Here is a 26,744-nt window from a genome sequence, read left to right as displayed (position 1 = left end):
CGTTAGCGGCGGAACACCAGCGCGGCGCCGGCCATGAGGAGGAGCGTCCCTGCAATCCGCTTGCCGTCCAGGGGGGCTCCCCGGAAGCCGAAGAGGGCGAAGTGATCCATGAGAAGCCCGGTGGTGAGCTGGGCCGCGATGATGGCGGCCATGGCCGCTGCGGTGCCGATGCGCGGTACGACCACGATGGTGAGGGTGACAAAGGCGGCTCCCAGGAGGCCGCCGGTCAGCTCCCACCATGAGGCAGTCGAGAGTGCCCGCAGGCTGCCGCGCCCCCAGAAGGATACCGCCACGGCGAGGACCAGGGCTCCAACGGTAAAGGAGACGAACGAGCTTTCGATGACTCCGATTTTCTGGGCGAGGCGGGCGTTGATGGATGGCTGGAGCGCCACTGCGGTGCCGCCGCACATCATGAGGAGAAACAGGGCGAGGTTGGACATGGGGACTCCTTGCATGCACTGGGAGTATATGTCGGCAGATTGTACGTCCCCGCGGTCCGCAGCGCAATCCCCGGATGCAAAAAAGGGGAAGCATTTCGCTTCCCCTTCTCCTTTCCACCTCCTGCCCTCATTACTCAACGGTGATCTCGCGAACCGTGCTGCTTTCGGTCCTCGGAATCCGTACCTCAAGCACGCCGTCCTTGAAGCCGGCCTTAATGTGCTCGGTATCGAGGCCATCGGGAAGGCTCAGGGTCCGGCTGAAGGAGCCGTGGGACCGTTCGAGCCGCAGGTAGTTGCCCCGTTCGATCTTCTCTTCGCTGCTTCTCTCACCGGAGAGGATCAGGTTGTTGTCGACAATCCGGAGATTGAGGTTTTCTTTGGTGATGCCGGGGAGTTCGGCTTTAACCACCAGATGTCCACCTTCCTCGAACATGTCAACCGCAGGCATCAACTCGGTCCGTTCACCCACTTCCGAGAACATCTGTCTGAACGGCATCCAGTGCATGCCGAAGAAGGGACGGCTCAGAGACTCTTCAAACCACCGTTCCATCTCCCTGATCGGGGAAAGTACGCTAACCTCACGGCTGCTCCCCTCTGTTTCGCTCTTCGTTATTCCCTTCGTTTCATGACTTGTCCCGGATCCCGTTGTCCGTCTGGGTTCCACCGATTCGCCAGTGTCTTTGTGGGACATTGTCCTGAGTTCCGTATGCCGTCTCATGTATCAACACCCCTTTCTTTTTTGAAGTATTCCTGATTCCAGTATACTTAATTGAAAACGGATGTCAATATCCTGTGGCGGCGTCGTTGACAGGTGCCAGTGGTACGTGTAGATAAACCTAAGGAGGCTCCATGAGCAGAGACCACACAGCACGCCCTGAAAGATGGCTCCTCGACACAGCCCGTGGGGTGAGGGGGAAGCTTGCCCGCGCCGTGGGGTGGGCCTTCGTCGCCGGGTTTCTGACCGTCCCCCAGGCGCGGCTCCTGGCGCTGGCCTGCCATCGGGTGGTGATCGAGAACGCCACCCTGGACGCCGTGCTTCCCCTGGCCGGCGCTGTCGCCGCCCTGGCTGCTGCCCGGGGGCTCCTGGTCTTCTTCTCCGAGCGGCGGGCAGCGGCCGCCGCGGCCCGGGTCAAGGAGCAGGTGCGGAGCCACCTCTACCGCAAGCTCCAGGCACTGGGGCCGGCGGGGCGTGCCGGCGAGGAGACCGGTCCCCTCGTGGAGGCGGTGACCGCAGGGGTCGAGGGGCTGGAGCTCTACGTGGCCCGCTTCCTTCCCCACCTGGCCCTGGCGGCGGTGCTGCCACCAACGGCCCTCTTCTTCGTCTTTCCGGCAGAGTGGCGGGCGGGTCTCGTCCTCCTCTTTTCCGCCCCCTTCATCCCGCTTCTCATGGTCCTCATCGGCAGCGGCTCCGAGATCCTCAACCGCCGTCAGTGGGGGCGCCTCTCCCGCATGGCAGGGCACCTCCTCGACCTCGTCCAGGGGCTTCCCGACCTGAAGATCTTCGGCGCGGCCCGGCGCGAGGCCGAGGCTGTGGCCCGGGTCTCCGAGGCGTATCGCCAGGGAACCATGGCGGTGCTCCGGGTGGCGTTCCTCTCGGCCTTTACCCTGGAGTTTTTCGCCACCGTCGGTACGGCGGTGGTGGCGGTGGTGGTCGGCTTCCGCCTCCTGGGAGGGGGACTAAGCCTCGCCGATGGGCTTTTCGTGTTGCTGCTGGCCCCCGAATTCTACCTGCCGCTGAGAACCCTCGGGCTCTCTTACCACGCCCGGATGCAGGGAACAGCCGCCGCCGAGCGGCTTGTGCCGCTTTTGTCTCTTCCCGGGCCCGAGGGGTACGGAGGCACCCTGCCGGTTCAAGCGGGGCCGCCGGCCATCCGGTTCGAGGGAGTTACCTTCCGCTACGGCGGCGAGCGGGGAGGCGTGAGCGGCATCGATCTGGAATTGCCGGCCGGGAGCCTCACGGCCCTGGAGGGGGAGAGCGGCACCGGCAAGAGCACCCTGGTGCGCCTCCTTGTGGGGCTGGCCCGTCCCGAGGCGGGGCGGATCACGGTGAACGGCGCCGATCTTGCCGATCTGGACCCGGCTGCCTGGCGGAAGCGCCTCGCGTGGGTTCCCCAGAGCCCTTTTTTCTTCAAGGGGACGATCCGGGAGAACCTCTGCCTCGGCCGTCCCACCGCCGACGGGGCGGAGATCTGCGCCGCCCTGGAGGCTGCGGCAGCCGACGCCTTTGTGAATCGCCTGCCGCTGGGGCTCGACACGGAACTGGGGGACCGGGGCGCCGGGCTCTCTGGGGGGGAGCTCCGGCGCCTGGCCCTGGCTCGGGCGTTCCTGCGCGATGCTTCGCTGGTGGTTCTTGACGAGCCCACCGCTGGCCTTGATCCGGAGAACGAGCGGCTGGTGGGGGAGGCCCTGGAGCGGCTGGCCGCTGGGCGGACGGTGCTCGTCATCAGCCACCGGGAAAAAACCGTCCGGAGGGTGGCGCGGGTCGCCGTCATGGCTGGGGGGCGTCTTGAGCGGGTGGTGGCGCCGGCGGAGTTCCTGGCCGCCATGGCGGGAGAGGTGGCGGCATGAGGGAGCTCTTCCGGATCCTGGCCGTCTCCCGGCGCCAGTGGCCCTGGATGGTGACCGGGATACTCCTCGGCGTCGCCGTCATAGCCGCCAACACGGCCCTCATGGCCCTTTCCGGCTGGTTCATCGCCTCTATGGCCGTGACCGGGGCAACTGCCGTTCCCTTCAACTACTTCTTCCCGGCGGCCGCCATCCGGGCCTTGGCCATCCTCCGGACCGTGGGGCGTTATGCCGAGCGGCTGGTGACCCACGAGGCAGCGTTCCGTATTCTGGCCGACCTTCGGGTCTGGCTCTTCCGACGGCTGGAGCCCCTGGCTCCGGCCGGGCTTGAGCGCTACGCGGGGGGCGATGTGGCAGGCCGGCTCCGGGCCGACGTGGACGCCCTGGAGAGCCTCTACCTCCGGATCGTGGCGCCGCTTGTTACCGGCGCGGCCGCCATCGTCCTGGCGGTCCTCGTTGCCGCCCGATGGAGCGTGCCGGCGGCCCTGGCGCTCCTCGCATTCCTCCTGGTTGCCGGGGTGGCGCTTCCCCTCGCGGCCCGGCGCCTGGCGCAGGAGCCGGGGCGGCGCTCGGCGGAGCTTTCCGGGGCGCTCCGCACAGCAGTGACCGAAGGGCTCCTGGGGGCCGAGGAGCTGATTCTCCTGGGCGCGGCGGAGCGTCAGGCGGAGCGGGTCGATCACCTCTCGTCCCGTCTCGTGGCCGAGCAGGAGCGCCTCGCCGCCATCGGCGGCCTTACCCTGGCCGGCGGGGTTGCCTGCGGCGGCCTCGGCGTGGCAGCGGTCCTTGCGGCCGGGAGCGTCTCGGTGGCCGCGGGGCTTGTCTCCGGACCGGCCCTCGTGATGCTTGTCCTTTTCACGGCGGCGGCCTTCGAGGCGGCCGCCGGCATGCCGGCGGCCCTGCAGCTGGTTCCTTCAGCCCGGGAGGCGGTGCGACGGATCCGGGAGCTTGCCGACGCGCCGGTGCCGGTCCCCGATCCCCCTGCTCCGGAGCCGCTACCTGTCGGAACTGGCATCGCCTTCCACAACGTCTCCAGCGCCTACGATCCGGCCCTGCCGGTCCTTCACGGGTTCAGCCTCGAAGTCCCGGCCGGGGAGAAGGTGGCCCTTGCCGGCCCCAGCGGCGTGGGCAAGAGCACCGTGGCCGAGGTCCTGCTCCGTTTCAGGGGCTATGCCGGCAGCGTCACCGTCGGCGGCATGGAGATCAGCCACCTGGCGGCCGACGAGCTGCGGGGCCTGATCGCCGCGGTTCCCCAGCGCCCCCATCTTTTCAATGCCACCATCCGGGAGAACATCATGGTGGGGAATCCTGCGGCGGGAGATGCGGAACTGCGCCGTGCCCTCAAGGATGCCGGTCTTGCGGCGTGGGTGGACACTCTTCCCCTGGGGCTCGACACCCCGGTGGGGGAGGGAGGGAGCGCCGTTTCCGGGGGGGAGGCCCGGCGAATCGCCCTGGCCCGGGCCCTGGTGAAGGATGCGCCGATCCTCGTTCTGGACGAGCCCACCGAGGGGCTCGATGCCGCCGCCGAGCGGGAGGTGGTGGCGCGCCTGGCCGCCCGGACCGAGGGGAAGACAGTGCTCGTTATCACCCACCGGCCTGCCTGCTTTGCCCTGGCCAACCGGGTGGTGCGGATGGGAAAAAATTGAAGAGAAGACAGAAGGGATACACAATGGTGCGTTTTGCTGCATTGCTCGTGGCATGCCTGCTGATCCTGCAACTGAAGCCCGCTGTCGCCGAAACCCTCCTGGTGACGGTCACGGGGTTTCGGGGCGTCAGGGGGACCCTTTACGTGACGGTCTGGGGCGACGAGGCCCATTTTCTTACCGATCTCCGTCGAGCCGCGGCGCGGAGGGTGCTGCCGGTTTCCGGGCCGGAGATGACGGTGGCGGTGGAGGGACTTTCCCGCGGGGTCTATGCGGTGACGGCGTTTCAGGATGAGAACGGCAACGGTGAACTGGACAGGAACTTCATCGGGGTGCCGAAGGAACCGGCAGGCGTGTCGAACGATGCGAGGGGGATGATGGGGCCGCCGAAATTCAAGGCTGCGGCGATAGTGCTGGATAGGGCTTCTCGGAGCGTGCCGCTCAGGCTCAGATAGATCAGTCTATCCTCCGAGCCCGAGCGGCGGCGGGACTTATTTCTTGCCTCTTGCGGGTCTGGTGCCCGGACCGCTCTTCCCGCGGGGACCACCGCTGCCGGCGGCGGGGCCGCCTTTCCCGCGGCTGCCGCCGGTTCGTGGGCCAGGTCCCCCTTTGCCGCCCCTGCCGCCGGGGCGGGTGGTCTGCTTCTGGGGGCGCGCCAGGGTCACGGTGATGGCCCGGTTTCTCAGCAAAGCACCGTCCAGGGTCTCGACGGCTTCTTTTGCCTCTTCGATCGTGGCCATCCGCACGTAGCCGCACCCCTTGAATTCGCCGGTATCGCGGTCGGTGATCAGGTGGACCGACGTGACGGTGCCGGCCACCGTAAAGAGTCGCCGGAGGTCGTCTTCAGTGGCTTCGTAGGACATGTGTCCCACATAGAGTTCCTTGTTTGCGCTCATGATGTCTCCTTTTGGCCGATGGTACCAGATCGGGGGCGGAAAGGGAAAGGGGCTTTTCCGGAAAACCCGCGGTGGAAAAAGGAATTGCCCCCCTGGCGGCGGAAATGGTATAACCAGTCAGCACGTGAACCACAGGGTCACATCCCTGTGGTTTTTTATTTTACCCGAACAAAAGAAGGAGTCACCCAGAGCATGATCAGCGCATCGAACGTTACCCTCTCCTATGGAAAGAGGGTTCTCTTCAAGGACGTTAACATCAAGTTTACCCCCGGCAACTGCTACGGCCTCATCGGCGCCAACGGCGCCGGGAAATCCACCTTCCTCAAGATCCTCGCCGGCGAGGTGGAGGCGGACAAGGGGGAGATCTCCGTGGGCTCAGGCGAGCGGATCGCGGTGCTGCGCCAGGACCAGTTCGCCTTTGACGAGGAGGTGGTCTTCAATACCGTCATCATGGGGCACGAGCGGCTCTACAAGGTGATGGCTGAGCGGGAGGAGATCTACTCCAAGGGTGATTTCACCGAGGAGGACGGCATCCGCTCGGCGGAGTTGGAGGGGGAGTTCGCCGAGATGAACGGCTACGAGGCCGAGAGCGAGGCGGCGGTGCTCCTGAACGGCCTCGGCATCCCCGAGGAATTGCGCCATAAAAAGATGAAGGAGCTGGAACCGGGAGAGAAGGTGCGGGTGCTCCTGGCCCAGGCCCTCTTCGGCAATCCCGACGTGCTCCTTCTGGACGAGCCCACCAACAACCTGGACCTGAAATCCATCACCTGGCTGGAGGATTTCCTCTCCCGCTTCCAGAACACGGTCATCGTGGTCTCCCACGACCGGCATTTCCTGAACCAGATCTGCACCCACGTGGCCGACATCGACTTCGGCATGATCAAGGTCTACGTGGGGAACTACGACTTCTGGTACCAGGCGAGCCAGCTGACCCTGCGGCAGAAGCAGGAGGAGAACCGCAAGTCCACCGAGAAGGCCAACGAGCTGAAGGAGTTCATCCAGCGCTTCAGCTCCAACGCCTCCAAGGCCAAGCAGGCCACCTCCCGGAAGAAGCTCCTGGAGAAGCTGACCCTGGAGGAGATGCCGGTTTCCTCCCGCAAGTACCCCTACGTGGTCTTCAAGCCCGAGCGGGCCTGCGGCGACATCATCCTGGAGATCCAGGGGCTCTCGAAGTCTGTGGATGGTGTGCAGGTGCTTAACAACCTGGACCTCATCGTCCGCAAGGGGGACAAGATCGCCTTCGTGGGGGCTAACAGCCAGGCCAAGACCACCCTTTTCCAGATTCTGACCGGGGAACTGGAGCCGGATGCGGGAACCTTCCGCTGGGGGGTGACCATCACCCATTCCTATTTCCCCAAGGAGAACAGCGCCTTTTTCGAGGGGGACCTGAACCTCATCGAGTGGCTTGGCCAATACTCACCTCCCACTGAAGGGGAGAGCTTCGCACGGGGGTTCCTGGGGCGGATGCTCTTCTCCGGGGACGAGGCCACCAAGAAGACCAGTGTGCTCTCCGGGGGGGAGCGGGTCCGCTGCATGCTCTCCCGGATGATGCTCACGGGCGCCAACGTCCTCATGCTGGACGAGCCCACCAACCACCTGGACCTGGAGTCCATCACCGCCCTCAACAACGGGCTCATCGCCTACCCGGAGGTGATCCTCTTCGCCTCCCACGACCACGAGTTCGTCTCCACCGTGTCGAACCGGATCGTGGAGCTCACCCCTGGCGGGGTCATCGACCGGGTCATGAGTTTCGACGACTTCCTGGAGGATGAGGGGGTTGCCCGGGAGCGGGACGAGTTGTATCACGGCCACGTGGAGGCGAGCCTGTAATCGGAGCGGGAATTGCCCGGTCGAATAATAATAAAATACACCCTTTGGCGTGACAAAATCCCCCTTTTGCAAGGGGGATTTTTTTTGAAATCATAATAAAATACGTCAATTAGTTGCGGAAATAGCGTTGAAGTTGCTGAAATTTAGGATGAAATTATATGTTTTTGCTTTAAGAAATAATATTGGAATCACTTTACTTTATTTTTATTTGTGATATCTAATTCAATTGGTGTGTATGTTTTAATTGTGCAGCTTGCTGAAAGGGTCGCTCATGCAAGAGGCTCTGCTGGGGATTCTTGATTTTGTTGCCCGCTTCACCGGCGGGCACGGCGGCATTGATGACGAAGTGGCAGTGTATTTCGTCCTTGCAGGGGCGATGTGGCTGAACCTTCTCTTTTTCGCGTTATGGAGAAGGCGCAATGAAGCCAATTCCCGGGAGGCACTGCTCGTCCTGGGGTTCAGTGCCGGCCTGGCGCGGGAGCTCTTCATGCTCGCCATGGCCATAGGCCAGAAAGCGCTGATGGTCGATCCCCGTCACCTGCACGCGTTCTTCCCGCCGGTCGAGCATGTGCTTTCGGGGGTGGCGACCGTTATTGTTGCCGCCGCGTTCATGCGTTACCTCACCGGTGATTTCTTCCTTGCCCGCAACTATCTCGGCATAGGCATCACCCTCACCCTTTCCTGCTATATCGCCACATTCTCGTGGTGGGCCGACTACATAACCACCAATCCGGCATCCAAATTCGGCCAGACCTGGTGCGACGTCCTTTTCCACACGATTGCGGCGTTGCTTCTCGTTTTCCCCACCTGGCACCTCTTCCGCCACCGTACCGGCTGGCTTCGAAACATCATCTGCTTCGCCCTCGTCTGTTTTTTTCTCACGGAAACGCTCAAACTGGTCGATATAGCCTACGGAGAGCGGTACGAGTACATCTTTACCCCCATCCGCCGCAGCTTTAACCTCATCGGCATCTATGTGCTGGGCTACGTTTACATCCGCGAACAGGAGTCGAGGCGGAGGCGGGCTACTGCGAAGGTCGTGGAGAGTGAAAAGCGGTACCGGACCCTTGTTGAGAACGTCAACATGGGCATCTCCCTCATTGACGGCAACAACCGCATCGTCATGAACAACGGCTATCTGGAGAAGATGTTCCGGAAGAATGCCGAGAAACTGACCGGACGGTTCTGCTACCAGGAATTCGAGAATCGGGACGAATGTTGCGATAACTGCCTCGGTGTTGAAGCAATGACCACGGGAAGAGCCGTATCGAGGGAAGTTGAGAGAATATTGGATGATGGCGAGCCGTCCGGACTGCGTCTGAGTGCTTTCCCCGTCTTCAATGAACAGGGAAAGGCGACGAAATTCATCAAGGTGGTGGAGGACATAACCGACCGCAAGCGCGCAGAGGAGAAAATCAGGCGCCTTGCCTATTACGATTCCCTGACCGGGCTACCCAACCGGCCCCTCATGATGGACCGCCTGTCCCAGGCGATCAGGCATGCCCGAAGGCACGGAGAGGTGGTGGCGCTCCTCTTTCTCGACCTGGACCGCTTCAAGGACGTCAACGACAGCCAGGGGCACCGGGTAGGCGATCGGCTCCTGCAGGAGGTTGCGGCACGGCTATCGGGCTGTACCCGCGAAAGCGACACCCTGGCGCGTCTCGGCGGTGACGAATTCGTCATCATCGCCCCCGGGGTGCGAGCTGCCACCGATGCCTCGTTGCTGGCGGACAAAATCCTGGCGGCCCTGGCCGAGCCGTTTACGCTGGACCGGCAGACGCTCCACATCGCCACGAGCATCGGCATCGTCCTCTTCCCGTCGGACGGGGGGAATGGCGAAATGCTGCTGCAGCGCGCCGACATGGCGATGTATGCCGCCAAGGATCGGGGCGGGAACTCATACCGGTTCTTCTCGGCGGAGATGAACACCAGGGCAGTTGAGCGCCATGAGCTTGAGGAGGACATGCGGCAGGCGCTGACAAATGGCGAGTTTTTCCTCATGTATCAGCCCCAGGTGAATACCGGCACGTGGAAGGTCGTCGGGGTGGAAGCGCTTGTCCGCTGGAATCACCCCCGCAAGGGGGTCATTCTCCCCTCGCGGTTCATTCCGGTTGCGGAGGAGACGGGATTCATCTCAAAGTTGGGGAGATGGGTTCTTGAGGAGGCATGCCGCCAGGGAGCGCAATGGCAGCATGACGGCCTGCCGCCGCTGCAGATGGGGGTAAACCTCTGCGCGCGGCAATTCACCCATGAGGAGATCGTCGGCACGGTCAGCGACGTGCTCCAAAAGACGGGGCTGCCGTCAGAGCTGCTGGAGATCGAGCTGACGGAAACGATGCTGATGGATTCGGAAACGGCGGTCTCCACGCTTGGGCAGCTCAAGGCGCTGGGAGTACGCCTGGCGATCGACGACTTCGGCACGGGATATTCTTCGTTTAACTACCTGAAGCACTTTCCCCTCGACCGGATCAAAATCGACCAGTCCTTTATCCGCGACATCGGCCAGAGCCGCGGCAACGGGGCCATCATCGAGGCTATCGTTGCCGTGGCGCGCAGCCTCGGCCCTGAAGTGCTGGCTGAAGGGGTCGAAACCGAAGAGCAGCTCCGCTACCTGATGTCGATAACCTGTGCCGACATCCAGGGGTTCTATTTCTCCCGTCCCCTCCTGCCAGACGACGTTTCCCGCCTCATCCGCGAATCACTTCCCGGTTTCGGGACGCACCACTTTACCAACTGAATCGTGCTGATAAATCCATTTGAAGTGCAACTGCCCCGCCGAGATCAGATCGGCTTGAACTCCTCGTTGAATTTGTCCTGGCTCTCCCGCCGCTTCGCCGCGCTGCTTCCGGTGTCGATGGATCCCTTCGTCAGTTCGTAGGCGTCGTTGAGCATCTGGACAAAGCGCGCCTCGACTTCTTTCCGTTGCCCCTCGTCCAGTTTCTTGTCGACGCCGTACTTGGCCAGGATCTGGCGGAAGGTGGCCAGGTCTTCCTGGAGCATCGTGTCGCGGGGGGTGGCGGTGAAATAGTCGTTGAGCTTCTTCGTCCGGGCCGGGTCGTCAAGGAGCCGCTGCATGAAGGCGGTGTACTCCGCGAGGAAGCCGGGGGCGTTGCGGACGAACATGACGTTGTTGCTGTCCATCATGAAGCTGCGGACGTCGGCGTTGGCCGAGCCGATGGTGACGTCGTCACCGAATACTGACACCTTGGTGTGGAGCGAGAGAGGTTCGTCGGTCCGGGGCTGATACTCGTAGTAGTCGAATTTCGCCCGCTTGGCCGGGTCGCCCTGCTGCTGGTAGAACTCGGTGAACGCCTTGAGGGCGTGGCGGGCGGCGAGGTTCACCACGTTGAGGTCGGTGGTCTGGATGGAGTTGGTGAGGACCGTCACGGTGACGTTGGAGCAGTCGTAATCGCCGTTCACCATCCGGCTCAGCTCATGGGTGAGGTTGGCGGCGGGGAAAAAGTAGGCGTTATGGAGGATAAGCCGCTTCGGGGCATCGGGGGTGGCAGACGCGCAGACCGCCGGAATCTCCCTGAGCCAGACGTCGTGGATGTACTTTCCGCTCCTGGCCTCCTCGCCGGCAGGGGCGCCGTAAGTCCGTACCCGCTTCTCCGGGGGGAGCGCCCTGTTGAACGGAATGTTTTCGAGGTAGGCGAGGACGCTGCCGCTATCCACGGTAAAGGTTTGCGTCGGCTGCTGCGGAATCGTGGGGAGATAGGTCTCGTTGTAGGCCCGGGCGTTCTCCTCCATGGTCGTGCGGCAGTCGGCCATCCGTTTGTCCAGGGAGGGAGCGGTTCCCTCCAGTTCCTTCTTGATGCAGGCATCGCGCTCCTCTTTCCCCGTTTCCCCGGCGCAGGCCTTCTCGGCATATTTCATGGCGACGACGAAGTCGTTGGGGGCATGCTGGCGCACCTCGGCCAGGGGGGCCACCATAGCGTCGAAATTCCAGAGGGAGTCGAACGCCGTGGCGACCTCCTCGCCCCCCTGTGGCAGGAGGGCATGGATGTCGGTGTCCATGAAGACGTACTTGCTGGTCAGGGGATTGGGGCGCATGTGGTAGGAGTTCTCCACGTTCCTTCCCCCCATCTGGAGTTCCTTGCGGTCCACCAGGAGGAGCTTGTGGTGGAGGTAGTCGGTCAGGTGGTCCCAGTCCCGCAGTTCATCGTCCGAGAGCTTCCTGTCGACCGGCAGCAGCGAGGTGACGGTCTCCTTGATCGGGTTGAGCTGGCCGCCGTACATGGCGAAGGCGAAGAAGAGCTCCGCATTTGATGCGAGCCGCTGGAACGGTGCGCCGGTCCTCGACTCCCAGTAGGCCTTGCCGAGGCGCTTCAGCTGCTCCTCCTGCTCGGGAGTGGTTGTGGAGGCGCCTCCCTTCAGGCTCTGGACGTCGATCTGCTGTCCGCTCTGGACAGCGAGCGCCATCACGTCGCCCCGCTTCGAGTAGAGGCCGGAGAGGAAGAGCCCCGAGTTGCCGATGTCGAGGTTGGAGATGTTCCGGTCCGCCGCCGGTCTGCCGTTGATCGTTTCGTCGGCGAAGAGCTTGTCGATGGCGGCGAATTTCTCGGCGCTGCATGCCTCGGGTCTGGCCGCAGCAGTTTCGGGAGAGCATCCCATGGTCAGATAGACGGCGTCCTTGATGATGTTGCGGGTCGGCCGGTTGTAGAACCGCACCTGGAGGTTGCCGTTCCCCTCCTTCTCCATGAGGGAGAAGAGGTCGAGGTGCTTGTAGTTGGTGTGGTAATCCACGAGGAGCCTCACGGTAACCCCACGCCGCGCCGCGTCCATGAGGGCTGAGGTCAGCACCGACGAGCTGTGGTCGTCGGCATAGATGTAGTACATCATGTCGATGGAGCGCTGCGCGCCCCGGACCATGCGGAGCTTGGAGAGAAACGCCGCGTCGTTGTCGGTGATGACCTGGGCCTCGGTGATGGAGAGGGGGCCGGCGGATGCCGCCTGGCTGACGGTGTCGAGGGGAAGACCTGCCTGCTTCTGCGTGGCGCAGCCGGTCATGGCGAGGGCAAGGAGCAGGGGGGCGACGAAACGGGTTTTCATGGGGGCCTCCGTTAGTAGATTGCGGTTATTCTTCGACAATGGTCGTGAACAGGATGAACTGCCGCATGAAATCGATGAACCTCTCGTTCCAGATGTCGCCATGGCCGTCGATTATCTGCTTGTCAACCGCCACTACGTACAAGGGGTTGCGGGGGAGCGATTTTCCCAGGTGCGTGAGCCTGGCGTTCCCCAAGTCGAGGCTCCAGCCGTTGCGGGACGAAAGGTCGATCCACTGCTGCCGCAATGACTTGGCCGTGCGTAAATCGGCCACTTTCTTCTCAGGCGTCTCCGTGGCTTGGGGTGGAGCCGCCTCGGCCTCGGGGCGCGGGCGCAACTCGTGGGTGCGGTACGGCTCGAAATGCCCCACGGCGTGCCGGTCTGCCTGTTTCTGCTTGCCGTCGTCGGGACGGTATTTCTCGAAGAGAGTCGAGAGCGTGCGTCCAACGGGGAACGCCGTCTTGGTCGCCTGATCCGTTTCCGAGGTGAAGATCGCCACGAGGGGGAGCTGCCCGTCGGCGTACCACTTCCTCACCCCGGCCAGGTCGTGGAGTGGCGTGAAGCGGGACGCTTCAAAGGCGGGGTTCACGAGGATCACGAGATCGCCGAAGGTCTGCGGTGACTCTGCATCCCCCGAGAAACGGTCGACAAGGATCTGCGAGAGGGCAGAGTAGACCATCTCCCCGCCGAAGCTGTGGCCGACGATGATTAGCTTGGTCTGGGCCAGCCTGCTCTTGGTTTCGTCGTAAACCTTCAGGTGCGAGAACTGTACCTCCTCAAGCTGCACCAGGAGGTCGGTCAGGGCGCCGTGGCCAACCTTGTCGGCCGTGTTCTTGCGGTCCCAGAAGGAGAGGGTCCTGAACGGCTCCACGTTGGCGGAGAGCCCCCGCCACCCGACATAAATCCCCGCCACCTTCCGCTCCGGCCGTCCTTCGCTCTGGCTGGCAAGGTGCTCATAGGAGTAGATCCGTTTGAGCGTCTCCCTGAATGACGCCACGTTGTCGTCGTCGAACGAGGCGTTGTGCCGCCATCCGTGCACATAGACGACCATAAGGAGGCCGGACTCCAGCGCATCCTTCTCCAGGAGGCGGTCGATCAGCACATTGGCCTGTTTCCTGTCCCAGAACCACCCCTGGTCGTCGAACTCCACGAAGCCGAGAAGGTACTCGTCGTTCTGTTCCAGGGACGACTTTCTGCATTCGGCCCCTTGCTGGGCGACGTTGCAGGGCTCGTACGAGGTCCGGTACTGGTCGTTGCCGACACAGCCGGTCAGGAGGGCAGCAAGCGCCAGGCTGATAATTCCCTTGGAAAACCATCTCATAACAGCACCTCCGGGGAACTTGCGAAATAGTTTGCTTTACAATGGCGGTGTTCAGGGGACAGGAGCAAACCCTGTAAACACGTAGTCGTTACCCTTCACCGGCGTGTGGCAGCCGAAGCACTCCTGAACGAAACTGGCATCCCTGCCGTAGGGCTTGAGCCCGTTGCCCACAAATCGGGCAAAGCCCCATCCTCCCGTTGCCTTGTACTTTGCGGCATCCTTCACCATGAATTCCACCTGGGCGAACCCGTCGGGGATGGTGGCCACCGGGAACTTCGGGTGCTTTACGGCGGTCCATGCCACCTTTGCCATTATCGTCCCGTCAGGGAAGGGGCGCGTCCCTTCCTTCATGGCTTTCATGGCGGTGTCGTTGCCAAAGATGACCCGGATGTGCCCCTTGTCATCCCGGTAAGAGGGGGCGATCACCTGCCAGTTGCGGTACCCCTCGATCAGGGAAATGCCGTTGGGCGCCACCGGCCGGTCTTTCCCCAGGGCAATGAGGGGCAGAAGCATGATGATGAGGGCTCCGATCATGGTTTTCATATGGACCTCCAGGGTTGAATTTTGTGGAGGATGGGGTGGCAGAGGCGGTGAATTCAGGGCGGCGGAAGGAGAAGGTCGGGGACGGGGAAAGGTGAGTCAGAGAAAAATCAGGTGCCGTCCCTGGCAAGCCCCTGCCGTTCAGGCATGGAGCCGGCTCGTCCTGAGCGTTTCATTGGTGAAAGTATAGCGCCCGAACTCCCTTGGGCAAGTGCTCAACGGGGTGCTGCGGGAGAAACCGTGTCAGAAGGGGTGGTGGAGGAGTTCCCTGCATTGCCTTGCCTGTGGCTGCATTTTGAAACGCCCATCAACAGAACGCCAACGATGAAGACCAGGACCATTATCTTTCCCATATAGATTCAAATTCCTCCGTAACGTGCGGTTCCAGGGCCGGAAGCGCTTGAGTGAAAGTATGCAAATTAGAACCGGTTAAAGGCGCGTTGTCAAGAGTTAAGAATATCAGCCTTATAGCCGGAATTGCCTTTCTTCGCCCCACCTGAAAAAACGCGGGAATGTGCTACACTCTGGACACCGGGCGACCATCGGCGTCCCCGCTCAATTCCATCAAGGCTGTCACCTGCTCCCATGGATAATAGATCCCCTCTCATCGCCAGGGTGAAGATGTGCGCTGTTGCCGCCTGTTGCGCCCTCCTCTCCGTTCTTGCCCCGGTAACGGTCCTCTGCGCCGAAGAGGCGGAATACCACACCCCCCTGGCCGGTGAGCCCCTCAATGGTGAGTTGTGGGGACACCGGTTCGATATCCCGGCCAGGGACAGGGACTACGTCCGCTCTTTCACCCTCGGCGGGGTCTTTTTCTCCCCGAAGCTGGGAAGCGACTGGGGTGTTCCCTTTGGCGCCTTCTACCGGAGGAAGTACGAGGAGCCGTGGCGCTCCCGGGCGGTCATCGGGGGCTTCGTCAACGAGCTTGACCTGGCGCGCGACTTCGGCCACTTCCAGCTCCTCGGCCACTGGGACAACAATACCGTCCCCTTTCCCACCGACGAGATCATCGACGGGAAGGAGATGAAGTCGACTTCCATCATCTACGGGAGCTTCAACGGCGGGGTCGGGGTGGGGTACCGGCTGCCGGTGGCGCCGTTCCAGTCGGACAACGCCTTCCGGCTGAAGCTGCTCTACAACGCCGGCTACCTTTACACGGGGAGGGTGTCCGATACCGGAGCCGACGTAAAGCTCCCCCCGAGCACCTTTGTCCACGGTTTCAAGCTTTCTGCCGACTACGACTCTATTCGGCGCAACCTCATGGAGCTCCCCCACGAGGGGTGGGCCGGGGGGATCGCGGTTGAGCTGGGCAGGCGGAACCACTGGCGCGATCACACCTTCGGGGGGACCGTCTTCAGGGGGGACAGGACCCGGGACTATCTCAAGGTTTCCGCCTTCTTTACCGGGGCCACGGGCATCCCCGGCCTCTCGGAGCGCCACCGCCTCATCGGCATTCTTCACGGCGGCTTTGCGCCCAAAGACAGCATCGACCGCTTCTCCGCCTTCCGCATCGGCGGCGGGCCATTCCCGAGCGAGACCGACGACCTGTACCGCTACTGGTATCCTGGGGCCATGTTCAACCAGTTCCCGGCTTCGGATTTCGTCATCGGCTCCCTCGAATACCGCTACGAGCTCCTCTTCTTCCTCTACCTCCACCTGCGGGGGACCATCGCCGAGGTGAACCGCCCCTTCCTGCGGCAGGACAGCTTCAATCTCTCCCGCCTCGACTTCACCCACGACTACAGCGGGGCGTTCTCGCTGGGGCTCACGAGCGGCCTACCCTGGGATTCGCAGCTTTACCTGGAATACACCTACGACACCCGCATCCTGCGAAACGGCGTGGGAGGGAGCAGCTTTCTTGCCCAGTGGTCAAAGTCGTTCTAGGGGAACTTTACGCTGCGGAAGATAATGCAAATGCTGTAGTGTGGGGTGCCAATCGAATCAGTTACATGGCGCATTCGATCCCCCTCACGCTCGTTCTGCAGTGCCTCCAGGACGGTTCATTCGGGCGAAGAAGGCCTGGGCCCCCTGCTGGATTTCCTGGGGTGTCAGGTCCTTGGTGTGGGTAGCGAGGGTCCAGCTATAGCCGAAGGGATCCTGCACGGTGCCGGCACGGTCTCCCCAGAACATGTCATCGACCGGCATCGTGGTCTTTGCGCCTGCTGCGAGCGCTCTTCCGAAAGCCTCGTCGACATTCTCCAGGTAGATATAGAAGCTGACGGGAGAGCCTCCCATGGTTTCCGCGCTTTTGCAGGCCTCCTGCGGATGCTCTTCTCCCATCATGACGATCGAGTTGCCGATCCGAAGCTCGGCATGCATCACCCCCTTGCCATCGGGGCCTGGCATGACGTAGCGCTCCTCCGCGCCAAATGCCCGTTTATAGAATTCCATGGCCTTACGGGCGTCCTTGAACATGAACATCGGTGTAACAGTTTGATATCCCTCTGGAATTGCTTTTGTCATGATGATCCTTCCAATTTGGTCCAACGCACCTATGCTGCTGTGGGGCGAGATAGCTCGAAACACCTTGGCCGTGGCAACGGTACTGCCGTAGCAACGAGGAAAAGGATGAATCATGGGGGAGAGGATGCTGACCAGAGAAAAGAAGCATCGAGAGGGGGGAGAAGAGGAAAATGAAATTACATGATGTCATCCCTGACAGGTAGCATCGTGGGTCATGTGCCCGTATCGACTCATCCTGAGCCTAGGTAAAAGTATATTTCGGGGGAACGTCATCGCAAGGATTCGGCGGTATTTTTTCCCTCTAACGTTGAGAATCATCCGGCGAGTGGATCGTGGCTTTCTGATGGGGCTGGCGGGGGCTTACACAATGGATGGTAGCAACTCCAATTTAAAAAGTTGCAGGTGGAGGTATACTTTGACGTGCACCGGATGGGCGGCCCTTTTCCGGGGGCGGCCCGGAAACGACAGATCCACCCATGACTGAAAGGAGTGAACGGTATGGCACAGATCGAATGGATCACCTCCCTTGCAGAGGGACTCTCAATGGCAGGCAGGGAAAACAGGCTCGTACTTCTCGATTTCTTCAACCCTGGCTGAATTGGCTGCAAGCAGATGGACGCGGTCGCGTACCCCGATGCAGCTGTCATGACATTCATCAACGACAATCTCGTACCCGTGCGGATTCCGGCTGACGATCCGGTGCTCGGCCCGCAGTTCAAGGTCAAATGGACGCCGACTATCATCGTTCTCGATGCACAAGGGGACGAGCATTACCGCACTCTCGGCTTTTATCCGCCAGCGGACCTCATCCCGTCACTCCTCCTCGGCATGGGGAAAGCCCGGTTCAACCAGCCCGACCGTCAGGCCGCCTGCCAGTGTTTCCGCAGGATCATCTCCGATTACCCGAAGAACTCCCTGGCACCGGAGGCCATCTACCTGAATGGCGTCGCCCGCTACATCGAGACCCACGACGTGGCAAACCTGATCGGCATCCATGACCGCCTTGCAGCCGAATATCCCGACAGCCCCTGGCTGACAAGGGCAGATCCTTACAAATTGTTGAAGAGATGACCCTGAAACTTACGCCGCTCATTCTGAAAAGTGGCCAGGAGTGACGACCATGCGGATAGGCATCGCCGCCGACCACGGCGGTTTCACCATGAAGGAGCGGATGGCTGCCGCCCTCAGGGAGGCGGGGTACGAGTTGACGGACTTCGGCGCTGAACGGCTGGACCCGGACGATGATTACCCCGATTTCGTCATCCCCTTGGCGCAAGCGGTTGGCGAAGGGAAGCTGGATCGGGGGATCGCCTTCTGCTCGAGCGGCGTGGGGGCATCCATTGCCGCCAACAAGGTCCCCGGAGCACGGGCGGCCCTGATTCACGACGACTACTCCGCCCACCAGGGTGTGGAGCACGACGACATGAACATCATCTGCCTCGGCAGTCTGGTGGTGGGGTACGCTCAATCCTGGGAGCTGGTCAGGGCCTTCCTCGCCGCCACCTTCAGCGGGGCCGAGCGCCACCGTCGCCGCCTGGCCAAGGTGGCGGCCCTGGAACAGTGCGGGAGGTGACCGATGCAAATTGGCATGATTGGCCTTGGACGGATGGGTGCGGATATGGTGCGGCGCCTGCGGAAGGGGGGACATGAGTGCGTCGTGTATGATCTGAATGTCAACGCGGTCCAGGCGCTGGAGCGCGAAGGGATCGCGGGAGCGCGATCAATCGAGGAATTCTGCGCCAAGCTCGTCAAGCCGCGGGTGGTATGGCTGATGGTGCCGGCCGCCGTGGTGGATTCGATGCTCCAGCGCATGACCCCCCTGCTGGCGGCCAACGATATCGTAATCGATGGCGGCAACTCCCATTACCAGGACGACATCCGACGTGCGGACCAGATGCGGGCACAGGGAATCACCTACGTGGATGTCGGGACAAGCGGCGGCATCTTCGGGTTGGAGCGGGGCTATTGCCTGATGATCGGCGGCGAGAAACAGGCGGTGGAGCGGCTCGACCCGGTTTTCAGAACGCTGGCCCCCGGCATCGGCGCGGCACCACGCACTCCCGGCCGCGAGAAACGGGAAGGGACCGCCGAACTGGGCTATCTCCACTGCGGACCGAGCGGCGCCGGGCACTTCGTCAAAATGGTTCATAACGGGATCGAATACGGTCTGATGGCAGCCTATGCGGAAGGGTTGAACATCCTCCACCATGCCAATGCCGGCAAAGAGGGACAGGGTGCCGATGCGGAGACGGCGCCGCTCCGTAACCCCGACTTCTATCGCTATGACCTTGATCTCGCCGATATCACCGAAGTCTGGCGGCGCGGAAGCGTGATTTCCTCCTGGCTCCTCGATCTCAGCGCGACGGCACTGCTCGACAGCCCCGATTTGCAGGAGTTCCAGGGGCGGGTGTCGGACTCGGGGGAAGGGCGCTGGACCGTCGCTGCCGCCATTGACGAGGGGGTCCCGGCCCATGTACTCAGCTCCGCACTCTACGAGCGCTTCAGTTCCCGTGGCGAGGACGACTTTGCCAATCGGCTTCTCTCTGCGATGCGCTACGAATTCGGGGGGCACCGGGAAAAGTCCTGACAGTCTGAGCATGCCCAAGGGGTAGATGGCGATGGATACAACGATGAATTCTCGGATGGAACCGACCGTGATGGTGGTCTTCGGCGCCGCAGGTGATCTCACGTGGCGCAAGCTTGTGCCGGCCCTCTACAACCTCTACCTTGACGGTCGTCTCCCCGAGCGGTTCGCCATCGTCGGGGTCGCCCGGCAAGAGATGGATGATGCGGGATTCCGCCGAAAACTCAGGGAGGGGGTGGACCTCCACTCACGGCGCAGCGTGACGGACGAGTCAACGTGGAGTGGCTTCGCCGACCGGCTGTCGTACCTTGCCGGGGACTTCACCACGGCGGAAACCGGGGCACTCCTCAGCCGGAGACTCGAAGGGCTGGACCGGGAGTGGAACGGCCGTGCGGTTCGGGTCTTCTACTTCGCCATTCCTCCCGGTCTTATGGAAGCGGCGGCCCGCCAGTTGGAGAGCCTCGGCGTTTGCAGGGACTGCTCCCGGGACCGGCTCGTGGTTGAGAAACCCTTTGGCCGCGACCTCGCTTCGGCCCGGCAGTTGAACGGGCTTCTCACCTCCCTGTTCGCCGAGACGCAGATCTATCGGATCGACCACTACCTGGGCAAGGAGACGGTGCAGAACATCCTCGCTTTCCGTTTCGCCAACTCTCTGTTCGAGCCGGTCTGGAACCGGCGCTACATCGACCACGTGCAGATCACCGTCGCCGAAGCGGTGGGGGTGGGGAAGAGGGGAGGCTACTACGATACATCCGGCGCCTTGCGTGACATGGTGCAGAATCACCTCCTCCAGATCCTCTGCCTGATTGCCATGGAGCCGCCGGTGTCGTTTTCCGCCGACGAAGTGCGCAACAAGAAGGTGGATGTCTTGCGGGCCATTCGTCCCATTCGCCCCGAAGAAGTCCACCGGGTGGCGGTCCGCGGCCAGTACGGCAGGGGGATGGTGGCCTGCGAGGGAGTGACGGGATACCGGGAAGAGCAGGGGGTGCCACCTGACTCCGTCACCGAGACCTTTGCCGCCCTCAAGCTGTGGATCGACAATTGGCGCTGGCAAGGGGTGCCGTTCTATCTTCGCACCGGTAAACGCCTGCGCGCCAAGGTCTCCGAGGTGGCCATCCTCTTCCGCCCGGCTCCGCACCAGCTCTTCCCCTCCGCGGCCGTGGAGAGCTGGCAGCCGAACCGGCTCGTCCTTCGCATCCAGCCCGAGGAGGGGATTGCCTCCCGCATCCAGGTCAAACAGCCGGGAACGCGCCTGCTGCTGGGAGCGGTGGACATGGGATTCCGTTACCATGACGCCTTCCACGCCGCCTCTCCGGAAGCCTACGAGACTCTGCTCCTGGACGTCATCTGCGGCGACGCTACCCTCTTCATGCGGGCCGACCAGGTGGAGAGCGCCTGGGGAGTCATTTCACCGATCCTCGATACCTGGGAATCGGTGCCGCCGGCCGATTTCCCCAACTACCAGGCCGGCGGCTGGGGGCCGGAAACTGCTGATCTCCTCATCGCCAAGGAGGGGCACAGCTGGGTCCAACCCGACCTTCCGACGGAAGAGGGAGAGACGGAGGCTCCATGATCAGGGTCTACCTCGACCGGGAAGCCTTGAGCATGGCTGCCGCCGAACTCTTTGCAACCGCGGCGCACTCTGCCATGCGGGACACGGGGAGGTTTGCCGTTGCCCTTGCCGGAGGAGACACACCACGCCGTACCTACGAAATTCTTGCCCATGAGCCATTCCGGAAGCGGGTGCCATGGGAGAAAACCCATGTTTTTTGGGGTGACGAACGCTGCGTGCCTGCCGCTGATCCCCGCAACAATGCCCGAATGGCGAGTCGGGCGCTCCTCGACCATGTCCTGGTCCCGGATGGGCAGGTCCATCCCATGGTCTGCGGCCGGGCCCCGCAAGATGCCGCAAAGGAGTATGAAGCGCTCCTCCGCAGCTGGTTTCCCGGCGAGTTGCCTCGCTTCGACCTGATCCTGCTGGGGCTGGGGGAGAACGGGCACACCGCTTCCCTCTTTCCGGAAACACCTGTCCTGGATGAACGGCGGCGCTGGGTGGCGGATGTCTCCCCGGCCAATGACGGGATGCACCGACTCACCCTGACGGTTCCCGTCATCAACCAGGCATCCCGGGTTGTTTTCCTGGTGTCGGGAGCCAACAAGGCGCCGATCCTGCGGGAGGTGCTGGAAGGCTCCCCGGACCCGCATCGCATTCCTGCCTGTCTGATCAGGCCGGCAGGTCAGTTGGTATGGCTGGTGGACCGTGATGCTGCCCGCCTGCTTCGAAATGCCACGTGACAGGGGCGTTTTACCGGAACACGATCCGGAAATCCTCCCGCTCCTCCGTCAGGTCCTTGAGAAGGGCAACGACCCGTTCGTAGTCCTTTCCCATCGAGCGCTTCGAGTGTTCGCTATCCTCCCAGATGAGCTCCACCGGCCCCTCGATGTCCGTGGAGAGGACGTCCCAGAGGGCATCGAGGTTGCGGCCGAAGTAATCGGGAAGGGGAAGCTGGCGGGCGATCTCGTCGTACAGCTCGTCAAGGGAGTGGACAGCCCGGCCAGAAATGGTGCAGTGCTTCACTCGCTTTACTGGCATGGGGGGACCTCCGTGAAGGTGCGATAATGGTCAACCGTCACCATCCTCAGGCCGTCATTTGAGTAAATCAGGCGCTTCGCCCCCCGGTGCCCCCCCTGGTAGTCCAGGTCAGCCTCATGCCATTTCTTGCCGCCGGCCGGCAGCCGCCCCTCCCTGTTGGCAAACCGGTCGCCCCCAATGCTCTTCCCTTTGAGCCTAGTGGAGGCCCAGAGGTCTCTTCCCGGTCTCCATCCCATCTTTTTCGCCTGGGCCTTGGTCACGAATTTCGGGGGAAGGTTCCTGTTGTTGCTTCCGTTGAGGCTCTGGAGCATGGCGGCCAGTTCCCCTTCGTCGATCGTGGGTCTGAGCTGCCGGTTCACCTGGTGGACGACGTCGGCGCAGCTGTCGGCGTATGCCGGTCTGTCGCCGAAGCCGGCTGCGGGGAGTGCCATGATCATCAGGATTGCGAGGACGGGGATCTTCCGGTGATGCCGTCGGGGTGGGGGCAGTTCCTTTGTTTCGACGGAATGGGGGGTGTTCATGGTCTGTATGCTCTCCTGAAGAGGGGATTGCGCTCAGCCGAATGAGCGGCGGTGGGAAGGTTGAGTACGCCATCCCTGGCGCAATACGCTCATCCTTGAGCATGCTGGTAGTTAAATGTCGAGTGGAATTGCCTGCCGGAGGAAGTATAGCGTCGACAGTTTCGGCCGCAAGCGATCAAGTCAATTAATTCCTGACAGCTTGCGATGTGCTGACAGCTTGGAATTGCATCGCAGGGGGAGGGCGCAGACGCTCTCTTCTGTTATACTGACGAAAAAAGATGGACTCCAAAGGGAGGCTGACCAATGGCCGAATTCGTGAAACCGGCATACCTGGCGTTTCTGCTCGTTATCGTCGTGCCGGGGGTGGCCGGCGGCATCCTTGCCGCCAACCGGGCGAGGAATTTCGTGGGGTGGAGCATCCTCTGCGCCGTCTTTCCCATCTTCCTTCTGGTCATCTACTTCCACAAGCCCCTGCGCGAGGTGGAAGGGAAGTTCTGGAAGTGCCGCTCCTGCGGCGAGTATCTCAAATGGCAGGAGGCTTCGTGCAAGTACTGCAATGCCCCGCGCGCAACGGTTGAGTGATCCGGGGGGCTACACTCCAATGATCTGCTCCTGGGGGGCCGTAGCCTGCGTATCCGTCAAACGCTTCTTGTGCTTCTTCAGGTTGTCGCCCAGCAGCCCCACGATCTCCGTGGCTGCATTGAGGATGTGCTCCGCGCCGAGGCCGGCCCGGGTCATCTCCCGATAGAAAGTCTTGGCCGCGATCCGCGCGAGCCGCGCCGGGTCCTGGTAAAACTCGGTCACCTTGCTTGCCACGAGGCTCTTGGTCTCCCGGGAGATGGCCATCTGGGCGAAGCGCGAACGGAGCACGTTCTGGAGCTGGACCACCTGGATCGATTTTCCCACCAGGAGCGCCACGAAGGTGGTAAGGGCCAGGTCATCGTCGGTGAAGCAGCGGCCATCCCGCGGGTTGGTCAGGTTGATGACACCTACAACCTTGGTGCCGATCAGGACCGGCACCGAAATGAAGCACTTGCTGGTCCCCTCCGGCGTCCGGGCAAGGGGGAGGTAGGGGGAGCGGGTGATGTCCTCCACGAGGAGGGCCTGTCCCGTGGCCGCCACCCGACCGGCGATGCCGTCGTTCACCTTCACCGCCTCGCGGAAGGCATTTTCAGGGAGATGGCCGGTCTTGGCGAAGACCCGCAGGCGGAAGTCCCCCGGCTTGTCCCCCTCCCGGAAGAGCATGATGGAGCAGTTCTCCACGTTGACGATATTCGCGGCCATGGCGGCGAAATCGTTGAGGCTCTCGTCGAGGTTCTCCTGCTGTTCCAGGAACGTGGACATCCCCACAAGTTTCACAAAAAAATTGCCATCGGTCTGCATAGGTCATCTCACTTCCTTGCGGGTTACGCCGGGCGTTGGCGATTGGCTCCAATCAGCCGGTCACGGCCACATCGAGGCTTCCTTCCCAGTAGCCGTGGAGGTTGCAGCGCTGATGGGCCACGAGGGTGATCTTGCCGGCGGGTGCCGCCTCCTTCGGGATAACAACAGTGAAGGTCACCTTCGGATGCAGGAAGCCGCGGGGTTGCATCGCGATCCGTCCGGCGGGCTCGTTTCCCACATTCAACTCGATATACTCGATCCAGTGGGTCGGTCCCATGGGGTGGACCTGCTCACCCACCGTAACCTCCACGGTGAACGGTTCACCTGCTTTCACCGCGTGCGGCGCCTTGATGACCGGTGCGTGCTTCTGCTCCAAGGGAGTTTTCTTTGCCGGGTCCTTGGCACGGTTGATGGTGGCGAAGAGGCTCTGGTCGGCCTTGACGGGAAAGTACTTTTCCGCGGCAGCTGCGGCCTCGCGGGTAATGCCGGCAGCCACGGCCCCAAGGGCCGCCGTCTTCAAGAAAGTTCTCCTGTTCATGATTCCTCCCTGATCCATGTGGGTTGTGAACATTGAAAAGTTTAAATCCTGGCATCTTAAAGTCAATGGACCCCTCTGCGTTTGATGTGATGTCAACTCCTTTAACATTCGTGCGTTTTTGATTAGTATAAGGCGATGAGAATCAAGGAGGAGCGGCTGGACTCCACTGAGATATTAAACCGATTTCTGGCGGGGATTGAGCGACGGGCCTTCCGCATGGCTCGACTTGCCACATCGGACGATGACGAGGCCCTCGACTTGGTGCATGATGCCATGCTTGCCTTCGTGAACCGCTATGCCGGCAAGCCCGAGGGGGAGTGGGCGCCGCTGTTCCACCGGACCCTCCAGAACCGCATCGTTGACTGGCACCGCCGCACGGGGGTCAGGAACCGTTTCCGTGCATGGTTTTTGGGGGGAGAGAGCGAGGAGGAGAGTGATCCCCTGGAAAACGTGGCTGATCTCTCCTCTCCCGATCCTTTGGCGAGCCTCCAGCGGCACGATTTGGGCGAAGCCATCGAGTCGGCGGTCCGCCGGCTTCCTCTCCGGCAGCGGCAGGCCTTCCTTCTGCGGGCCTGGGAAGGGCTTGACACGGCCCAGACGGCCTTTGCCATGGGATGTTCGGAGGGAAGCGTGAAGACCCATTATTCGCGCGCGGTCCATACGTTGCGCGACTATCTTGAGGAGTACGCACCATGAGCCCTGAAGGACGTAACGAGCGGCTGGCGGCAATGGTTAAAGAACATCTTGACGCACGTGCGGACGCCCTGGATGACCGGACGGCCGCCCGTCTCCGGACCATACGGTTGCAGGCCGTCGAGTCGGCAGAACGGAAGATGGGGTGGTTTCGCTTCCCCCGCTGGATCGCGGTGGGAGGGCTTGCCACGGCTGCCGTTGCTGTCCTGGCCGTAAGCCTCTGGATGACCGGCCCCCGGCGGGAAAGTACCGTTGCCACCGCCGACGATATCGAAATTGTTGCCGCCCAGGAGCAGATGCAGTTTTATGAAGATATCGAATTCTACCGCTGGCTGGCGGCCCAGGAGAACGGCGGGTAAGGAGCGGGCGATGAGGAAGAGGATAGGAGTGGTTGCCGCCGCGGGTCTGCTGATGGCGGCCCTTCTGGGAGAGGCCGCGGCCGCCCCCTGGGAGCGGCTCACCCCGGATGAGCGGCAGGTCCTGAAACCTTTTGAGGGGCGATGGGAGTCGCTTCCTCCGGAGCGGCAGGAGAGGCTTCGCCGGGGTGCCGAACGGTGGCGGACCATGACGCCGGAGGAGCGGGAGCAGGCCCGGGAACGGTCCCGAAAGTGGCGTGAGTTGCCACGGGAGGAAAGGGAACGGATCAGAAAACGGTTCGACGAGTTCAGTAAGCTCCCCCCCGCCGAACAGGAGCGGATCCGGCAGAGATACCGCTGGTTCAGGGAGCTGCCTCCCGAGGAGCGGGCGGCACTGCGCGAGAAGTGGCGGGGCCTGAGCCGCGAAGAGCGCCGTGAACTCCGGGACCGCTACCGGGCCATGACCCCGGAACAGAGAAAGGATTATCTGAAACAACCATAGATTTAAGAGATAACCCCGACGGAACACGTCGGGGTTTTTTCATGATGAAACTACGATTCAGGGAATTTGATGCGTTTCCCGGCAAGAAAATCGTCCGCAAGGCGCGGATCCAAGAGGCATCTGGTCACCGACCGGCAGAGTTCGCGGCCGGTGGTGTCGAGGCCGGCCCGTTCCATCGCCCTTGCGAGGGACTGGAAGGTTCCTTCCATCAGAAACTTCTGGAAGATGTTGACCACAATCGTTTCCTCCTCGTCGGAGCAGTGGGCTGCGAGGGCGCGGCGGCACTGTTCCGGATCGGTGGATGAAAGTGCCCGACAGGTGAGGGGACGCACCGGGTATATGGCGCACCATCCACGCCCGTCGAGGAAGGGACAGGCCACGCCGGCCCGAATCCGCTCGTCGTCTTCCATCCAGCGCACCCGGGCGGCCGTGTCGGCGACCCGCATCGTTATGGCGTTGGTCTCATCACCCTTGCCAATCTCTTCAAGGTAAGCCGCAATGGCGATGGCCTCGGGGAGGAGCACCGTCACATTCACCCTGCAGCAGTCGGCGCAGCCCGGTCCGCAGGCAATGAGGTTCTGCTCGTTTGCGGACAGCCGGGAGGCCTGCACCTCCTCTGCCCGTCCGGTCACCCGGGCCATGGCGGTCCGGATACCCTCCGCACCCGCAGCGTCGGCCAAGCCCCGTGTCGCGAGGTCGTCAATTTCCCCGCCATACGACGAAAAATCAAATGGTACCGTGCTGCCGGCTTCGGACATGGCCACTCCTCCTGTAACGTGAAGTGTAGTGCAAATCGGGATGCCGTCAACGGCAGGGTAATCTCTTCAAAT

General features: G+C 62.3%; 27 protein-coding genes. 15 read left to right on the top strand and 12 right to left on the bottom strand.

All coding sequences use genetic code 11. From position 1 onward, the window contains the following. Window positions 1-2 precede the first annotated feature (2 nt). Both GMET_RS13225 and GMET_RS13220 read right to left on the bottom strand, forming a co-directional pair. Window positions 3-440 (bottom strand): DMT family transporter, encoded by a 438-nt coding sequence (locus tag GMET_RS13225; protein ID WP_004511825.1) that lies wholly within the window; start codon window positions 438-440, stop codon window positions 3-5. A 130-nt stretch (window positions 441-570) separates the two neighbouring features. Next, on the bottom strand, window positions 571-990 hold the full coding sequence (locus GMET_RS13220; RefSeq protein WP_238378931.1) for an Hsp20/alpha crystallin family protein: 420 nt from the start codon (window positions 988-990) through the stop codon (window positions 571-573). Between the two features lie 299 nt (window positions 991-1,289). Between GMET_RS13220 and cydD the strand changes: the two genes are divergently transcribed. Genes cydD through GMET_RS13205 form a run of 3 tightly spaced genes read left to right on the top strand, consistent with a single transcriptional unit; the run spans window position 1,290 to window position 5,100 of the window. Further along, complete coding sequence (cydD, locus tag GMET_RS13215; protein WP_004511827.1) at window positions 1,290-3,008, top strand: thiol reductant ABC exporter subunit CydD; 1,719 nt, start codon at window positions 1,290-1,292, stop codon at window positions 3,006-3,008. Then, window positions 3,005-4,648, top strand: a complete 1,644-nt coding sequence (gene cydC, locus GMET_RS13210; RefSeq protein WP_004511828.1) for a thiol reductant ABC exporter subunit CydC — start codon at window positions 3,005-3,007, stop codon at window positions 4,646-4,648. The genes cydD and cydC overlap by 4 nt, the downstream gene beginning before the upstream one ends. Before the next feature lie 23 nt (window positions 4,649-4,671). Beyond that, entirely contained in the window at window positions 4,672-5,100 is a 429-nt protein-coding gene (locus GMET_RS13205; protein ID WP_004511829.1) for a DUF2141 domain-containing protein, read from the top strand. 36 nt (window positions 5,101-5,136) lie between these two features. Here the strand turns inward: GMET_RS13205 and GMET_RS13200 are convergent, their stop codons facing one another. Then, window positions 5,137-5,541 carry an RNA recognition motif domain-containing protein gene (locus GMET_RS13200; protein WP_004511830.1) on the bottom strand — a complete coding sequence of 135 codons (405 nt, stop codon included), beginning with the start codon at window positions 5,539-5,541 and terminating at the stop codon, window positions 5,137-5,139. Between the two features lie 192 nt (window positions 5,542-5,733). Here GMET_RS13200 and GMET_RS13195 point away from each other — a divergent pair, with 192 nt between their 5' ends. Together GMET_RS13195 and GMET_RS13190 are read left to right on the top strand one after the other, a co-directional pair. Beyond that, window positions 5,734-7,371: an ABC-F family ATP-binding cassette domain-containing protein gene (locus GMET_RS13195; RefSeq protein WP_011366077.1), complete on the top strand. Its 1,638-nt coding sequence runs from the start codon at window positions 5,734-5,736 to the stop codon at window positions 7,369-7,371. Window positions 7,372-7,642: 271 nt separating this feature from the next. Continuing rightward, window positions 7,643-10,108 carry a putative bifunctional diguanylate cyclase/phosphodiesterase gene (locus GMET_RS13190; protein ID WP_004511832.1) on the top strand — a complete coding sequence of 822 codons (2,466 nt, stop codon included), beginning with the start codon at window positions 7,643-7,645 and terminating at the stop codon, window positions 10,106-10,108. A gap of 44 nt (window positions 10,109-10,152) precedes the next feature. Here GMET_RS13190 and GMET_RS13185 read toward each other — a convergent pair whose 3' ends face one another. Genes GMET_RS13185 through GMET_RS13175 form a run of 3 tightly spaced genes read right to left on the bottom strand, consistent with a single transcriptional unit; the run spans window position 10,153 to window position 14,284 of the window. After that, entirely contained in the window at window positions 10,153-12,423 is a 2,271-nt protein-coding gene (locus GMET_RS13185) for a phospholipase D-like domain-containing protein (protein WP_004511833.1), read from the bottom strand. A gap of 25 nt (window positions 12,424-12,448) precedes the next feature. Then, window positions 12,449-13,741 (bottom strand): hypothetical protein, encoded by a 1,293-nt coding sequence (locus GMET_RS13180; protein ID WP_004511834.1) that lies wholly within the window; start codon window positions 13,739-13,741, stop codon window positions 12,449-12,451. A gap of 51 nt (window positions 13,742-13,792) precedes the next feature. Beyond that, window positions 13,793-14,284: a cytochrome P460 family protein gene (locus GMET_RS13175; protein WP_004511835.1), complete on the bottom strand. Its 492-nt coding sequence runs from the start codon at window positions 14,282-14,284 to the stop codon at window positions 13,793-13,795. Window positions 14,285-14,866: 582 nt separating this feature from the next. Here GMET_RS13175 and GMET_RS13170 point away from each other — a divergent pair. After that, window positions 14,867-16,165 carry a hypothetical protein gene (locus GMET_RS13170; RefSeq protein WP_238378930.1) on the top strand — a complete coding sequence of 433 codons (1,299 nt, stop codon included), beginning with the start codon at window positions 14,867-14,869 and terminating at the stop codon, window positions 16,163-16,165. Between the two features lie 84 nt (window positions 16,166-16,249). On the opposite strand, the gene GMET_RS13165 is transcribed toward GMET_RS13170, so the two are convergent. Beyond that, window positions 16,250-16,702: a VOC family protein gene (locus GMET_RS13165; protein ID WP_238378929.1), complete on the bottom strand. Its 453-nt coding sequence runs from the start codon at window positions 16,700-16,702 to the stop codon at window positions 16,250-16,252. 540 nt (window positions 16,703-17,242) lie between these two features. On the opposite strand from GMET_RS13165, the gene GMET_RS13160 reads away from it, so the two are divergent. Genes GMET_RS13160 through pgl form a run of 5 tightly spaced genes read left to right on the top strand, consistent with a single transcriptional unit; the run spans window position 17,243 to window position 21,623 of the window. Beyond that, window positions 17,243-17,815, top strand: a complete 573-nt coding sequence (locus GMET_RS13160) for a thioredoxin fold domain-containing protein (RefSeq protein WP_011366075.1) — start codon at window positions 17,243-17,245, stop codon at window positions 17,813-17,815. A gap of 49 nt (window positions 17,816-17,864) precedes the next feature. Beyond that, window positions 17,865-18,317, top strand: coding sequence for an RpiB/LacA/LacB family sugar-phosphate isomerase (locus tag GMET_RS13155; RefSeq protein WP_004511840.1), 453 nt, complete (start codon window positions 17,865-17,867; stop codon window positions 18,315-18,317). A 3-nt stretch (window positions 18,318-18,320) separates the two neighbouring features. Next, window positions 18,321-19,331: a phosphogluconate dehydrogenase (NAD(+)-dependent, decarboxylating) gene (gene gnd, locus GMET_RS13150; protein ID WP_004511841.1), complete on the top strand. Its 1,011-nt coding sequence runs from the start codon at window positions 18,321-18,323 to the stop codon at window positions 19,329-19,331. A gap of 55 nt (window positions 19,332-19,386) precedes the next feature. Beyond that, the gene (zwf, locus tag GMET_RS13145) at window positions 19,387-20,901 is read left to right on the top strand and encodes a glucose-6-phosphate dehydrogenase (protein WP_238378928.1); all 1,515 of its coding nucleotides are present in this window, start codon (window positions 19,387-19,389) and stop codon (window positions 20,899-20,901) included. Continuing rightward, window positions 20,898-21,623: a 6-phosphogluconolactonase gene (gene pgl, locus GMET_RS13140; protein WP_004511843.1), complete on the top strand. Its 726-nt coding sequence runs from the start codon at window positions 20,898-20,900 to the stop codon at window positions 21,621-21,623. Before zwf ends, pgl begins: the two co-directional genes overlap by 4 nt. A gap of 10 nt (window positions 21,624-21,633) precedes the next feature. Here pgl and GMET_RS13135 read toward each other — a convergent pair whose 3' ends face one another. Together GMET_RS13135 and GMET_RS13130 are read right to left on the bottom strand one after the other, a co-directional pair. Then, a complete protein-coding gene (locus tag GMET_RS13135; protein WP_004511844.1) occupies window positions 21,634-21,921 on the bottom strand; it encodes a barstar family protein in 288 nt (95 codons plus the stop codon). Next, window positions 21,912-22,442, bottom strand: a complete 531-nt coding sequence (locus GMET_RS13130; RefSeq protein ID WP_004511845.1) for a ribonuclease domain-containing protein — start codon at window positions 22,440-22,442, stop codon at window positions 21,912-21,914. The genes GMET_RS13135 and GMET_RS13130 overlap by 10 nt, the downstream gene beginning before the upstream one ends. 303 nt (window positions 22,443-22,745) lie before the next feature. On the opposite strand from GMET_RS13130, the gene GMET_RS13125 reads away from it, so the two are divergent. Continuing rightward, entirely contained in the window at window positions 22,746-23,024 is a 279-nt protein-coding gene (locus GMET_RS13125) for a hypothetical protein (protein ID WP_004511846.1), read from the top strand. 9 nt (window positions 23,025-23,033) lie between these two features. Here the strand turns inward: GMET_RS13125 and GMET_RS13120 are convergent, their stop codons facing one another. Both GMET_RS13120 and GMET_RS13115 read right to left on the bottom strand, forming a co-directional pair. Next, the gene (locus GMET_RS13120; RefSeq protein ID WP_004511847.1) at window positions 23,034-23,825 is read right to left on the bottom strand and encodes a GAF domain-containing protein; all 792 of its coding nucleotides are present in this window, start codon (window positions 23,823-23,825) and stop codon (window positions 23,034-23,036) included. Between the two features lie 52 nt (window positions 23,826-23,877). After that, on the bottom strand, window positions 23,878-24,363 hold the full coding sequence (locus GMET_RS13115; RefSeq protein ID WP_004511848.1) for a class II SORL domain-containing protein: 486 nt from the start codon (window positions 24,361-24,363) through the stop codon (window positions 23,878-23,880). A gap of 135 nt (window positions 24,364-24,498) precedes the next feature. Here GMET_RS13115 and GMET_RS13110 point away from each other — a divergent pair, with 135 nt between their 5' ends. The 3 genes from GMET_RS13110 to GMET_RS13100 are packed head-to-tail and all read left to right on the top strand — an operon-like array spanning window position 24,499 to window position 25,914. After that, entirely contained in the window at window positions 24,499-25,059 is a 561-nt protein-coding gene (locus GMET_RS13110; RefSeq protein WP_004511849.1) for an RNA polymerase sigma factor, read from the top strand. Then, complete coding sequence (locus GMET_RS13105; RefSeq protein ID WP_004511850.1) at window positions 25,056-25,415, top strand: hypothetical protein; 360 nt, start codon at window positions 25,056-25,058, stop codon at window positions 25,413-25,415. The genes GMET_RS13110 and GMET_RS13105 overlap by 4 nt, the downstream gene beginning before the upstream one ends. Window positions 25,416-25,425: 10 nt before the next feature. Beyond that, entirely contained in the window at window positions 25,426-25,914 is a 489-nt protein-coding gene (locus tag GMET_RS13100; protein WP_004511851.1) for a DUF3106 domain-containing protein, read from the top strand. Window positions 25,915-25,964: 50 nt separating this feature from the next. Here GMET_RS13100 and GMET_RS13095 read toward each other — a convergent pair whose 3' ends face one another. Then, window positions 25,965-26,672, bottom strand: a complete 708-nt coding sequence (locus tag GMET_RS13095; protein ID WP_004511852.1) for a YkgJ family cysteine cluster protein — start codon at window positions 26,670-26,672, stop codon at window positions 25,965-25,967. Between the last annotated feature and the right edge of the window lie 72 nt (window positions 26,673-26,744).

This window comes from Geobacter metallireducens GS-15 (assembly GCF_000012925.1).
Lineage (GTDB): Bacteria > Desulfobacterota > Desulfuromonadia > Geobacterales > Geobacteraceae > Geobacter > Geobacter metallireducens.
This window is presented reverse-complemented; position numbering and strand designations above follow the sequence as displayed.